Source organism: Corynebacterium sp. LaCa_282 (assembly GCF_057198125.1).
The window spans coordinates 61,536-73,896 of sequence record NZ_CP191095.1; the positions used below are offsets into that span (position 1 = coordinate 61,536).

A 12,361-nucleotide genomic window follows, 5' to 3' on the forward strand; every position below is an offset into this window, starting at 1 on the left:
GTGGGTATGGATCCCGCCGTAGCTCACGCACATCAGTCCGCGCTGCGATCGATTGCGCGCGTCGTGGAGGAGACGGCGCCGCATACGGAGGCGGGGAAGGCTTTGGGGGACATCGCCAAGCAGCTGCGGGAAGGGCCGGTGATGGTGCTGACGGGGGCGGGGGTATCGACGGAATCGGGGGTGCCGGACTATCGCGGGCCGCGGGGCTCGCTGAGCAGGCACCGGCCGATGACGTATCAGGAATTTCGCCATGATCCGGCCGCTAGCCATAGGTATTGGGCGCGTAGTTTTGTGGGCTGGCGCGTGATGGATTCTGCGGTGCCGAATCGCACGCATTATGCGCTCGTGGAGTTGGAGCGCGTCGGGCTGGTTAATGGTGTGGTCACCCAAAACGTGGATGGCCTGCATAAAAGGGCGGGTACGGAGAGGTTGGTGACGCTGCACGGTGATATGGAAACCGTGGTGTGCTTGTTGTGTGGGCACTATGAGGATCGCGGGCACTTCGATGCGCGTTTGGCGGTCGCAAACCCGGGGTATCTGGATCGTCTGGTGGTGGAAAGGGACCAAGTTAATCCGGATGGTGACGTGACGTTGGATGAGAAAGACGTTGCGGCGTTTCGGATGGCTGGCTGCGAGCGCTGCGGATCGGAGCTGCTCAAGCCGGACGTGGTGTATTTTGGTGAGCCCGTGCCAGCCACGCGGCGGGATGCGGCATTTGCGCTATTGAACGAGGCAAGTTCGCTGTTGGTGGCCGGTTCTTCGCTGGCGGTGATGAGCGGGTACCGTTTTGTGCTTGAGGCAAAGAAGCAGGGCAAGCGCGTGGCCGTCATCAACGGCGGGCCAGGCCGCGGGGACAAGAAGGTGGATACGCTATGGCGCACGCAGGTGGGCCCGGCATTTGATGCCCTGCTCGATGAGCTGGAGATTTAATCAACGCGGCGTGTGCTCGACCATCCTGAGCAGCGTGCGCACGATGGCGTGCACGCGCCTATCCATGGGCATATCTTCGTGCATGACCACGGCATGGCGGTCAAAATCTTGGATATAGATATTGCGCACCGCACCTTCGGGCGCGCCCTCTGGGTCGAGGAAACAGGTCTCGGGCGGGACGACGACGGCATCGGAACGCGTGGCGATGCAGGTGTAGCTCACGCCGGATTCGAGGTCGCCATCGCGGTTGACATCGCGAAGCACCTCGCTGCCTACCACCTGGTCCATGCCGGCGGGGCCAAACCAGCCATCGATGATGGAGCGGATCACCGCCTCTTGGCGTTGGGTTCGAATGAGGCGACTGGCGATGCCCCCGTGGGTCGTCCCATGATTAGGCGCGCTGATGCTCATGAGGTGGACGACCTTTTCGGCGCCGCCGTCCATGCGCATCCAGTACCGCGCGAGCAGTCCGCCCTGGGAGTGGCCTACCAAGATGACCTTTTCTGCTCCGGTGACGGCGAGCACGGTATCGATATACGCGCCGAGCTGCTGCGACGATTCCGGGATGGTCTGCGTGGCGCGGTGACCGTAGTCAGGGGCAAAGACCGCCCAGCCGTCTTGGCGCAAGATATTGCCCATAATTTGCCAGACGCCCTTGGTATCGCAGGTGCCGTGGATCAGGATGACCGGCCAGGGGCGCTCGTCGCTCGGGCGGGCGCCCCAATCGTCTTCGAAAACGCCGCGCGGCTTCGTGCGTGCGCCGAGGGGCAGGGTCCTTGCGGCATCGGCATCGAGGGCGGAATCGCCGGGACTGGACTTGTCCTTTTCGGCCTTGAGGCGGTCAACGATCTCGTCGGCGACGTCATCCTGCAAAGCACTGGCCGCGGCCGGGGAGGCGATGCCAAGGCGTGGCGAATCTTTTTCTTCGGGTGCATCTTCCTCGTTCACGCGCCCGAATTTGAGGAGTTGTTCAGAAATAATGCTTTTCAACTCTGCAAGAGATTCGACAGCCATGCCTTCCAATCATACGCGTTAATGCAGGTAAATGGCCTCTTTAGAAAAGTTGAAGAAATTTATGGAGAAAGCCCTTGACCTCACGCCATAATCTTTGTAAACTTAGGCTTGCCTAATCACGGGCGGTGCTTACGGCGTAGGGCGCTCCACTCCTTGCCGCTAAGTGCCAGAGATTAGTCATGGGGAGAGGGCCCGCCGATGCGCAGTCGGCGGGCCTTCGTTTATGCCTCGGGAGGGTTAGTCGTCGAAGCAGGCGGCGGGTGCTTCATCCTCACGCGGGGGAATGGGAAGATCAACGGGAAATTCACGGGTGGCGGCAAAAAGCTCCACCCCAATATTAGTGGCAGGCATAGAGCTAACGATACCAAGTGGGTGTTCCGGATTCAGAGCTGGAAAAGACTCCGCTGCCGTACTGCGCTGTCCCCGCTAAACTCGCGGTTATGACCGATCTGCAGCATGTCCACTCCGTAGATGAAGCGGTGACTCGCTTAATTGAGCATTATGAAACCTCGTGCGAGATGGCGCGCGAGGCTCTTGCCTCCGGCACCCTCGATGATTATCGCCATGTGGTTTATCCCAAGGTGACCGTGGAGATCCGTAAATGGCAGCCGATCGACCGCTCCGAGCCCTTTGGCTATGTGGACGAGGCCGGCAAGTATTCTGCGGTCGTCTCCAAGCCGCACATCATCCGAGAGTACTTGCACGAGCAGCTGACTCGGCTGACTAACAATTATCCGTGCGATATCTTCGTGGGCCAATCGGATGAGCGCATTCCGCCGGAATACATCAAAGATGCCCCGGCGGCGCCGCAGGAACGCGGCCCCATTCCGCGCCCGACCTTGGATGAGGTCAATGATGCGATTATTGATGGCGAGTGGGATGCGTTTCACGGCGGGGAAAAGCCGCTCTTTCACTTCGGGGCGCAGCGCTTCGATATTGCCTGTGCGCGCATTGAGCATTACACCGGCATCGAGGTCGATACGGTGCAGAAATACATTCTGTTTACCAATTACGCGATGCATACCACGGAATTCGTGAAATTCGGCCTGCGCGAGCTGACCAAGGAGGATTCGCGTTATACGGCGCTGGTATTGCCCAATGGGGAGACCATTCACCCTAATGATGCGGTGGACCTCGACCTGGATGGGCTAACGCTGACCTCGCGCTTTCAGATGCCCCGGTTCGATCTCATTACCGCAGGTGGCGATGGCATCACGATGATCAACATCGGCGTGGGGCCATCGAATGCCAAGACCATTACGGACTGCTTGGCCGTGCTGCGGCCGGAGGCCTGGATCATGATTGGCCACTGCGCCGGCATGGATGGGCGCATGCGCATCGGTGACCTGATCTTGGGCAATGCCTACGAGCGCCACGACCACATCTTGGACCGACAGGTGGTTTCTTCCACACCGATTCCGGCCATTCCAGAGGTCCAGCGCATGCTGGAGGCGGCCGTCGATGAGGTCTACGGTAGCGATAATTCGCTCATGCGCACCGGCACGGTGCTATCGACCGATGACCGCGATTGGGAGTGGCGCACCAGCCGGGATCTGTGGGAGTGGTTGCGCACTTCTACCGCGGTGGCGGTGGACATGGAATCGTGCGCCTTGGCGGCGAATGGGTACCGCTACCGCGTGCCTTATGGCACGCTGCTGTCCGTGTCGGATCTGCCGCTGCACGCCGTGCCGAAGCTGCCGGCGCAGGCCCAGGCGTTTTATTCCAACTCCAAGGAAGCCCACGTCATGTGCGCGGTGCGCGCGGTGGAACAGCTGGCAGAAAATCCGGAGCGCCTGCGCACTCGCAAGCTGCGGCGGACGCTGGGAGAGGTTCCTTTCCGGTAGCTGCTTTCCCTTGGTAGGTATCGCTAGTTAAACTACAAAGAAAGCCCATGACGCAAAAGGAGCCGCGCAATCGTGACTGAGAATTGGATCCACCCGGACCGGGAGAACCTCACTTGGGAAGTCTTCGGCGAAGCGAGCCGGAATCTTTCGGAGCAAATCGTGGAATCCGGCTGGTTTCCTGACTTGATCGTGGGCGTTGCCCGCGGCGGCCTGATCCCGGCCGGTGCCATTGGTTATGCCATCGGGGTCAAGGCCATGGGCGCTATCAACGTGGAGTTCTACACCGATATTGGCCAGACCTTGGATGAGCCGATCATCTTGTCCCCGCAGTTGGATACGGATTCCCTCAAGGGCAAGAAGGTGCTCGTCGTTGATGACGTGGCCGATTCCGGCAAGACCTTGGATCTGGTGGTGAACTTCTTGGAAGAAACTGCCGATGAGGTGCGTTCCGCTGTCGTCTACACCAAGCCGAAGACCATTTTCGAGCCGGACTATTCGTGGAAGAAGACGGATAAGTGGATCAACTTTGCCTGGTCGGTGCTGCCGGTCATCACGGCGGATGGCTCCTTTCAGGAAGGCTCGTAGTAGCTACTAGTATGTGCAGGCGTGATTAACGAGCAGCCTGCACCCACCGGCGTCATCGCCAGTTTCCGCTTCGCATTTTCCTCACCTGCGCGTTTGCGCAAGGAAGTGCTCGGCGGGCTGGCGGTGGCGCTTGCTTTGATCCCGGAAGTTTTAAGCTTTTCTATTCTCGCTGGCCTCGACCCGCGGGTGGGGCTGTATTCTTCGGTGATTATGGCGATGGCCATCGCCTTTACCGGCGGGCGGCCCGCCATGATTTCCGCAGCGGCCGGTGCGGTTGCCCTGGTGGTGGCCCCGCTCGCCCACGAGTATGGGCATGATTATGTGGTGGCGGCGGTGCTTGCGGCCGGTATCATCCAGGTGCTGTTGGCGTGGGTGGGCATCGCCAAGCTCATGCGTTTTATCCCACGTTCGGTGATGACGGGATTCGTCAATGCGCTGGGCATTATGATGTTTACCGCGCAGCTGCCGCACCTTATTGATGTCCCCTGGATGGTCTATGTGCTGGTGGCCATTGGCCTGGCCATCATGATTGTTTTGCCGCGGTTTACCCAGGCAATTCCGGCGCCGTTGGTGACCATCGTGGTGGTAAGCATCATCGCCGTCGCGGCGGGGTGGAAGGTGCCGGATGTGGCGGACCAGGGCGAGCTGCCCACGACGCTGCCGGGCCTTTTCATTCCGGATATTCCGTGGAACCTGGAGACCCTGCAGATCATTGCGCCCTACGCCTTTGGGATGGCGCTGGTGGGCCTCATGGAATCGCTGCTTACGGCGAAGCTTGTCGATGACATTACGGATACCCACTCCGATAAGACCCGCGAATCCTTTGGCCAGGGCATTGGCAATATATTGGCCGCGGCGATTGGCGGCATGGGCGTGTGCGCAATGATTGGCCAGACCATGATCGGCGTCAAGGTATCCCAGGCGCGCACGCGCTTGTCGACGTTCCTCGCCGGCGCCTTCCTCCTCGTGCTGTGCCTGCTTTTCGGCGAGGCGGTAGGCCGCATTCCGATGGCCGCGCTGGTCGCGGTGATGATCCTCGTGGCGGCGACGACGGTCAATTGGCATTCCATCCGCCCGCGCACGCTCAAGCTGATGCCGCTTTCTGAAATCCTCGTCATGCTGCTGACGGTCGCGGGCACGCTGGCCACGCATAACCTGGCGGTAGGAGTGGTCTTAGGCGTGGTGGCTGCATCGATTGGCTTTGCCCGCCGGGTGGCGCACCTCGTGGAAGTTGAGTTGGTAGATGGATATACCTACGTGGTGCATGGCCAACTCTTCTTCGCCTCCTCGAATGATTTGGTTTACGCCTTTGATTACACGCTTGATACGGACTTCGTGGTGGTGGACCTTACCGATGCCGAGGTCTGGGATGCCTCGACGGTGGCGACGCTGGATGCGGTGCAGAAAAAGTACGCGGATCGCGGCATTGAGGTGGAGTTTCGGGGCCTCGATGGGGCGAGCGCGCAGCGCCTGGAGCGCCTGAGTGGGCAACTGGGTGATTAATATCACATTGCAAGTTTGATGTGCGGGGGCGTACCCGCCGCAAGGCGGTAAATGGAGCGACCTAGCGCGGCGAGATTGGCCGTTTAGGGCAATGACCTCGAACTATTAGGCGATATTAACTTTGCGCCGTGGTGCAGCTTTGTCTTAACTAACTTAGGTGATCCAATCTGAAAAATGCCCCTGAGGTGCGGGTTTGATTAAGCATACCTTGCTAGACGGGAGATTTTATTTGGGTATTGTAGTGCCTACAACCAATTAATTGATTCCTACAGAAAGGATTTAGCAATGGATGAGAAGCTGCAAACCCTGCTAAACAATCAGGTCATTAACGAGCACGGCGCCGCTATGGTCTACACCCAGCTGGCCTACGAGATGGACAACCTGTCCTTCCCGGGCATGCGCGATTGGTTCATGGCTCAGGCTGGCGAAGAGCGCGTTCACGCACAAAAGCTTGCGGATCACCTCTTGGCACGCGGCTACCGCGTAGAGCTCAACGATATCCCGGTTGGCTCCATCAAGGCTGCCACCCCGCTGGATGCGTTCGAAGCTTCCTTGGCGCACGAGCAGAAGGTCTCCGAGCAGATCCGCGAGATCGCCCGCGTTGCCCTTGACATCCAGGACTTGGACTCCCGTCAGCTCATTGACTGGTTCTTGGCTGAGCAGATCGAGGAAGAGGACACCGTTTCTGAGATCATCGACCAGATCAAGCTGGTGGGCAACGATGGTGCTGGCCTGCTGCGCATCGATTCCCGTTTGGCTAACCGCAACTCCTAAGTTGTGAATAACAAACACATCAAGATTTAAATCAATCCTCCCATGGCACTGCGCTGCTGTGGGAGGATTGACGTATGTCTGCACACCTCAAAACAACCCTCTCCGCCACCCTGGCGGTATTGGCATTAAGTCTCATCATTGGGGCTGCGGTCATCTCAAGCCACGTCACCCTCGGCATCTTTTTAACCACTGCGGCGCTCATGCTGAGCCCGTTTGCGGGGGTGGTGATGCTGGCGTGTGGGGTCATCGGCAAGCGCGGGCTGGTCAACCGCTCCCTATATTCCCTGAGTGGAATGCTGATTTTGGCCTCGCTGGCCGTGCTCATCGTTTTGCCGATGGCGCAGGCGACGCTGGCGCTGGTGATTTTTATCGCCGGTATCGCGGTGGGGATCGTGGCAGTGCAGACCCAAGCTACTAGGCGCGCATAAACTGGATGCATTATGCCGAAGTTGCTGTTTGATCTCTACGGCGTGCTGCTGCGCCCCGCCACGCCGGAAGCGCACGCTGAACTGGAGCGCTTCCTCGCGCCGGCAAACCCAGAGGCATTCTGGGAGGCCTATAACTTTTTCCGGCCCGATTACGATGCCGGAATTTTTAGCGATAGCCACTACTGGAACGAGATTGCCGCCCGCGCGGGGATGGAACCTATTGATTGCGCCGGGGCCGTGGCCTGCGAGAATCAGTACCTGCTCGAGGCGGACCCAGAGATGGTGGCGCTGGTTAAAGGGCTCATCGGGGAGGGCTTTAGCGTGGGGATTTTATCCAATATCCCCACAACCCTGGCGGAGCAGGTGCGCGCGCAGCACCCGTGGTTAACTGAGTGTGCGGCGGTAACGTTGAGCTGCGATATCGGAGTGGCTAAGCCGCACCCAGAGGCCTACCGGGTGGCGGTGGACGCGCTCGCGGCGCAGCCGAAGGACACGCACTTTTTCGATGACAGCATCGACTACATCGAGGGCGCGACCTATTGCGGGTTGCACACCCACCTATTTACCGGAATCGACTCTGCGCGTGAGGTTCTACGCGGTCTGGAGTGAGCGGCCGAGCTCCAATGGCTCGCGCAATAGCTGATCGGTGGCCACGGTGCGGGCGACGGCGCGCACGATTTCTTTGTGGCTTGGAATCATGCGCAGCTCCAGATCGTCCGAGGCAGAATCGCGCACGGTGGAGGCAAAAAGCTGGGGCGCGCGGGAATCGCCGGTAAAGGCCCCGCCGGCAATGACCACGGTTTTTGGTGCGTATTCGTGGAGCATGTCCGCCGTAATCTGGCCCAGCTGGCGGGCGCGCTCATCCAAAATGGCGCGCACGGCTGAATTGGACTCGGCGATGGTCGCGACCTCGGGCAGGGTACTGGCCTCGATGCCGTGGCGGCGCACGGCCTCCAGGATGGACTGGGTGGCCAAGAGGTGTTCGGAAGCGCCGTGGCCCAGCACATCAGAGCGGGTCTGCGGCAGCGGGATGATGGAATTTACTTCGTCATCGACGGAAAGCGCTGATCCTAAAGAATCGTCCGCGAAAAGCAGGAGCACGCGTTCGTTCGTGCCAATCTCGGCGGCCTGCGTCTCCGAACCCAAAATGGCGGAAATGGCGGAGGTCACCACCACGGGAACGCTAAATTGGAAGCGCAGGCGCGCGGCGATATCGACGCCGTGCCAGCCCAGATTCTCCGCGGTGACCAGGCCCTGTTCATCCACGGTGCCCGAAGTAGTAATCCCCAAGGCTACGAGGCGACGATCCAGGCCCGTCAGCATGCGGTTGATGCCGGCCATGATGTGTTCAAGAAAATCTTCCTCCGTCAGGCGGGCGACGGGGGTGGCGATTTCTTCTTCCGAAACGGTGCGGCCCTTGATGTCATAGAGGCCGATATAGGTCTCAGAGGTACCGACGGCAATCCCGCCGAGTACCCAGTTATTATCCGCGGCCTCGAGGGGGACCGTAGGGCGGCCCCGGCCCTGGGATTGGGTGAGGTCGGTGCGCTCTTGGATGAGTCCTGCGTTCAGGAGCGCGGTGGTGGCGCGGGTAATGGTGGGCTGGGAGAGCCCGGTGGCTTCTACCAGCTCACTACGGGTAATGATCGGGTTCAGACGCACCAGGTGAAGGCACTTAGCGGCCGGTGTACGGGGGCGTGTGAACACGGGGCCAGGTTTGATCATGAAAGAAAGTATATGTGTCACAGACTGCTTTGTCTAATCTATTCATAGGTGTGTGTACCGAATGGTCTAAAGGTGGAGGTAGGCCAAAAATTCCCTATGCTGGGGCGCATGAAATCAGTAGCGGTTTATTGTGGCTCCGCCGTGGGTAATTCGCCCGCCTATAGTGCAGCGGCACAACAATTGGGCGGCGAGCTTGCCCGTCGCGGGCTGAACTTGGTGTATGGCGGCGGAAACATTGGCCTCATGCGGGAGGTGGCCAATTCCTGCCTCCATGCTGGCGGCACCGTCACTGGCGTCATGCCGCAATCCTTGGTGGACCTAGAAATATCCCACCCAGGATTGACCCGCCTCGAGGTCGTGGATTCTATGGCCGAGCGGAAAACCCGGATGGAGCAGCTGGCGGATGCCTTTATCTGTTTGCCCGGCGGCGTGGGCACGTTGGAGGAAGTGACAGAGGTACTGACCCAACAACAGCTGGGCAGCATTCGTGGGCCCGTTGGCTTGGTTGACGTGGAAGGTTTTTGGCAGCCCTTTTATGACATGTATGCCGCCATGGCTGAGGCGGGCTTCATCCTGCCTCGCTTTGTAAAAGCACTGGTCATAGAGGAAAATCCCGCGGCCGTGCTGGATGGTTTTGTCCAGTGGCACTACCCGGGCACGAAGTGGAACAACGATTAGCTAACAAGTTTGCAACATTTGGGTGGGGCTGGGTGGCCTATCAACAAGATAAAGGGTTAGACTTCCCTCTTATGAGTTCTGAGCAGACCGCTAAGCGCCAGCCCTCTCTACTGGACGCTTCGTGCGATAACTTCGTTCACGACCTAGCCGAGCTATCCCCAACTGATGCAACCGCGTGGGGAATTGACGGTTTTGAAGGCGAATTGCAGGATTTTTCCCCTGACTATTTTGAGGCGGTCGCTGATCGCACCCGCGATATGGTTGCGGATCTAGATGCCTTGGATGACACCACCGATGAATCCGATGATGAGGATGACTTCGATGATGTGGATTATGTCACCGCCGCCGTCTTGCGGGATCGTCTCTGCTTAGATCTGGATTTGCACCACCACGGCGAGGATATTCGCAGCCTTAATAATATTGCCTCGCCCGTGCAGACCATCCGGGATTCCCTGCTGCTTATGCCGCAGGAGACCCAGGAGGACCGCGAGGCCATTCGCTCCCGCCTGTCCAAGGTCAAGGGTTCCCTCGATGGCTACCGCGAGTCCCTGAAGGAAGCGGCCTCCCACGGCATGGTGGCACCGCACCGCCAGATCTCTGAGGTCATTGTGCAGTGCGAGCGGCTTGCCGATGCCGACTCCATGCTCGAGGGCCTCGGCCTCGACCCCGACTCCGCCGAGGTAAAGAAGGCGAAGGAGGCCTTTGGCGAGTTCTCGGATTGGCTGTCTAATGATCTGCAGCCGCAGTCCTCTAATAAGGACGCGGTGGGCCGCGAGCGTTACGAGCGTTTCTCCAAGCTTTTCGTCGGCGATTCCGTGGACTTGGACGAGGCCTATGAATGGGGCCTTGACCAGGTGCGTTACCTGCGCGGCGAACAGGAGAAGATCGCGCACGAGCTTTATGGTCCGGAGTGCTCGGTGCGCTCTGCCATGCGCAAGCTGAACCACGAGGAACGCTATACCCTGCGCGGTACCGATGCCTTGGTGGAGTGGATGCAGAGCAAGGCCGATGCGGTCATCGCCGAGCTCAACGGCAAGGAATTCGACATTCCGGAAGAAGTCGAAGAGATCGAGTGCTGCATCGACCCAGCGGGCACCGGCGGCATCTTCTACACCCCGCCCAGCGATGACTTTTCGCGCCCGGGCCGCATGTGGTGGTCCGTGCCGGAGGGCCAAGATACCTTCCACACCTGGCAGGAGCTGACTACCGTGCACCATGAGGGCGTACCGGGTCACCACCTGCAGCTGGGTTCTGCCCTGGTACAAGAGGATCTCAACCTGTGGCGCCGCGCGGTGACGTGGAATTCCGGCCACGGCGAGGGTTGGGCCCTGTACGCCGAGCAGCTCATGGCCGAGCTCGGCTACATGGACGATCCTGGTGTGCGGATGGGGCTGCTCGATGCCCAGCGCCTGCGCGCGGCCCGCGTCGTGGTGGATATCGGATTGCACCTGGGCAAGAAGCTACCGGACTGCACCGTATCCGGCGTATGGGATAAGGCCCACGTGAAGACCTACATGCGCGAAAACACCGCCATGGATGATGCGAACCTCAACTTTGAGGTCAACCGCTACCTGGGTTGGCCGGGCCAGGCCCCGTCCTATGCCTTGGGCCAGCGCCTGTGGCAAGAAACCCGCGCCGCCGCCGAAGAGCAGGGCATGAGCGCCCGCGAATTCCACTCCGAGGCGTTGGCTCTTGGCTCGGTGCCGATGTCGGTGCTGCGCGAGGCCGTGCTCAATAACTAAGCGCGCAGGCTAGCCGCGCAGGCTAGCGCCTTTTAGCAAACTTGCTGACAGCCCTGATGAGCTGCGGCAGGTACCCGGCAATGACCAGCACGGCGATGAGGCGGGTGAGCTGCACCGCGATAACCACGGGGCCAGCCCCGCCTTCCGCGGAGAGCGCGAGCACGGTCTCTAGCGCGCCGGGGCTGGTGGCTAGGTAGGCCTCGAAGTAACTGATATTCAGCCAGTGCATCAGCGGCCACGCCGTGGCCGCACACAGGCCGAGGACGGCGGCGATGGAAAGAATCGTCGCGGGAAGTTGTTTGGCAAAGGCCTTGAGCGATGGGAGGGAAAGCCCGCCGCCGCAGACCCACCCGATGGATAAAAAGGCGATGACCTTAAAGGCATAGATCGGCTCCAGCGTATGCCCCTCCGGCAGGAAGAAGGAGGCCAGCACCGTCAAGATCAACGGGCCGAGCACGGCCGCTGCGGGCAGGTGCAGGAATTTTCCAAGGCTTTCACCGACCAGCGCGATAACGAGCACCAACGCGATGATCCACCAGGTGGTTTCCGCCTCCAGCCTTAAGTCACCGCCCCTTCCGGCCGGCGTATCGAGGAAGGTCACGACGGCGGGAAGGGATATGGAGACGATCAATAACCGCAGGTATTGGGTGAGCGCGACGTAGCGGTAGTCGGCACCGAGTTCATCGGCAAGCGCGGGCATGAGCGAGGCACCGCCGGGGAGCATGGACAGGATGCCGGTTTCGGAGGAGACGTCCCGTGGCCGCTGGCGGTGCAGCATGACGCCGCAAAAAATTCCCAACGCGATGGTGACAAAGGACATGGTTATGGCAGCCGGCAGGTATCCCACCAATTGGCCGAAGGAAACTACCGTCAGCGGCAGCGCGGCCATGATGCCGATGAATCCGCGCGATAGCCCATAAAATTTGCGGTTGACCTTGAGGTCTTCACCGGTGATAAGGGCCATGGCGCCGGAGGCGATGATCGCGGCCAAAATCCACGCGGCCGGCACGTGCCACATACTAAAAAGCCAGCCCAAGAGGATGGAGACGGGGACCACGATGCTCCACCGCAGGATGGTGTGGGTGTCTACGCTTATTCCCCAGTGCCGCTGTGCCACGTATTCTCCCATCTTCTGCTC

Annotated in this window: 12 protein-coding genes; 9 read left to right on the forward strand and 3 right to left on the reverse strand. The window is 60.0% G+C overall.

What is annotated here, in order from left to right; all coding sequences use genetic code 11:
- Positions 1-6: 6 nt before the first annotated feature.
- Positions 7-930, forward strand: a complete 924-nt coding sequence (locus ACP8KU_RS00310; protein ID WP_023016461.1) for a Sir2 family NAD-dependent protein deacetylase — start codon at positions 7-9, stop codon at positions 928-930.
- Here the strand turns inward: ACP8KU_RS00310 and ACP8KU_RS00315 are convergent, their stop codons facing one another.
- Positions 931-1,944 (reverse strand): esterase/lipase family protein, encoded by a 1,014-nt coding sequence (locus ACP8KU_RS00315; protein ID WP_005276173.1) that lies wholly within the window; start codon positions 1,942-1,944, stop codon positions 931-933. It abuts the gene before it with no gap.
- Between the two features lie 440 nt (positions 1,945-2,384).
- Here ACP8KU_RS00315 and amn point away from each other — a divergent pair, with 440 nt between their 5' ends.
- The 6 genes from amn to ACP8KU_RS00345 all read left to right on the forward strand — a co-directional run bounded on the left by amn (position 2,385) and on the right by ACP8KU_RS00345 (position 7,687).
- Positions 2,385-3,788 (forward strand): AMP nucleosidase, encoded by a 1,404-nt coding sequence (gene amn / locus ACP8KU_RS00320; protein WP_005276174.1) that lies wholly within the window; start codon positions 2,385-2,387, stop codon positions 3,786-3,788.
- A 72-nt stretch (positions 3,789-3,860) separates the two neighbouring features.
- Positions 3,861-4,373, forward strand: coding sequence for a phosphoribosyltransferase (locus tag ACP8KU_RS00325; protein ID WP_005276176.1), 513 nt, complete (start codon positions 3,861-3,863; stop codon positions 4,371-4,373).
- A gap of 21 nt (positions 4,374-4,394) precedes the next feature.
- The gene (locus tag ACP8KU_RS00330; protein WP_023016463.1) at positions 4,395-5,876 is read left to right on the forward strand and encodes a SulP family inorganic anion transporter; all 1,482 of its coding nucleotides are present in this window, start codon (positions 4,395-4,397) and stop codon (positions 5,874-5,876) included.
- A gap of 285 nt (positions 5,877-6,161) precedes the next feature.
- Positions 6,162-6,650: a ferritin gene (locus ACP8KU_RS00335; RefSeq protein WP_023016464.1), complete on the forward strand. Its 489-nt coding sequence runs from the start codon at positions 6,162-6,164 to the stop codon at positions 6,648-6,650.
- A gap of 74 nt (positions 6,651-6,724) precedes the next feature.
- Positions 6,725-7,078, forward strand: coding sequence for a hypothetical protein (locus ACP8KU_RS00340; protein WP_023016465.1), 354 nt, complete (start codon positions 6,725-6,727; stop codon positions 7,076-7,078).
- 12 nt (positions 7,079-7,090) lie between these two features.
- Complete coding sequence (locus ACP8KU_RS00345) at positions 7,091-7,687, forward strand: HAD-IA family hydrolase (protein ID WP_023016466.1); 597 nt, start codon at positions 7,091-7,093, stop codon at positions 7,685-7,687.
- On the opposite strand, the gene ACP8KU_RS00350 is transcribed toward ACP8KU_RS00345, so the two are convergent.
- Entirely contained in the window at positions 7,670-8,803 is a 1,134-nt protein-coding gene (locus tag ACP8KU_RS00350; protein ID WP_484483804.1) for an ROK family transcriptional regulator, read from the reverse strand. The two genes, ACP8KU_RS00345 and ACP8KU_RS00350, sit on opposite strands and share 18 nt — an antisense overlap.
- Positions 8,804-8,911: 108 nt before the next feature.
- On the opposite strand from ACP8KU_RS00350, the gene ACP8KU_RS00355 reads away from it, so the two are divergent.
- A complete protein-coding gene (locus tag ACP8KU_RS00355) occupies positions 8,912-9,481 on the forward strand; it encodes an LOG family protein (RefSeq protein ID WP_484483805.1) in 570 nt (189 codons plus the stop codon).
- Between the two features lie 71 nt (positions 9,482-9,552).
- Positions 9,553-11,223, forward strand: a complete 1,671-nt coding sequence (locus tag ACP8KU_RS00360) for a DUF885 domain-containing protein (RefSeq protein WP_237792267.1) — start codon at positions 9,553-9,555, stop codon at positions 11,221-11,223.
- Between the two features lie 22 nt (positions 11,224-11,245).
- On the opposite strand, the gene ACP8KU_RS00365 is transcribed toward ACP8KU_RS00360, so the two are convergent.
- On the reverse strand, positions 11,246-12,352 hold the full coding sequence (locus ACP8KU_RS00365) for an AbrB family transcriptional regulator (RefSeq protein WP_484483806.1): 1,107 nt from the start codon (positions 12,350-12,352) through the stop codon (positions 11,246-11,248).
- Positions 12,353-12,361: the final 9 nt, after the last annotated feature.

What these genes read in the sequence shown, in the direction of transcription:
- ACP8KU_RS00310 (WP_023016461.1), top strand. Translation starts at nt 7, where the DNA reads ATGGATCCCGCCGTAGCTCACGCACATCAGTCCGCGCTGCGATCGATT.
- ACP8KU_RS00315 (WP_005276173.1), bottom strand. Translation starts at nt 1,944, where the DNA reads ATGGCTGTCGAATCTCTTGCAGAGTTGAAAAGCATTATTTCTGAACAA.
- amn (WP_005276174.1), top strand. Translation starts at nt 2,385, where the DNA reads ATGACCGATCTGCAGCATGTCCACTCCGTAGATGAAGCGGTGACTCGC.
- ACP8KU_RS00335 (WP_023016464.1), top strand. Translation starts at nt 6,162, where the DNA reads ATGGATGAGAAGCTGCAAACCCTGCTAAACAATCAGGTCATTAACGAG.
- ACP8KU_RS00340 (WP_023016465.1), top strand. Translation starts at nt 6,725, where the DNA reads ATGTCTGCACACCTCAAAACAACCCTCTCCGCCACCCTGGCGGTATTG.
- ACP8KU_RS00345 (WP_023016466.1), top strand. Translation starts at nt 7,091, where the DNA reads ATGCCGAAGTTGCTGTTTGATCTCTACGGCGTGCTGCTGCGCCCCGCC.
- ACP8KU_RS00350 (WP_484483804.1), bottom strand. Translation starts at nt 8,803, where the DNA reads ATGATCAAACCTGGCCCCGTGTTCACACGCCCCCGTACACCGGCCGCT.
- ACP8KU_RS00355 (WP_484483805.1), top strand. Translation starts at nt 8,912, where the DNA reads ATGAAATCAGTAGCGGTTTATTGTGGCTCCGCCGTGGGTAATTCGCCC.
- ACP8KU_RS00360 (WP_237792267.1), top strand. Translation starts at nt 9,553, where the DNA reads ATGAGTTCTGAGCAGACCGCTAAGCGCCAGCCCTCTCTACTGGACGCT.
- ACP8KU_RS00365 (WP_484483806.1), bottom strand. Translation starts at nt 12,352, where the DNA reads ATGGGAGAATACGTGGCACAGCGGCACTGGGGAATAAGCGTAGACACC.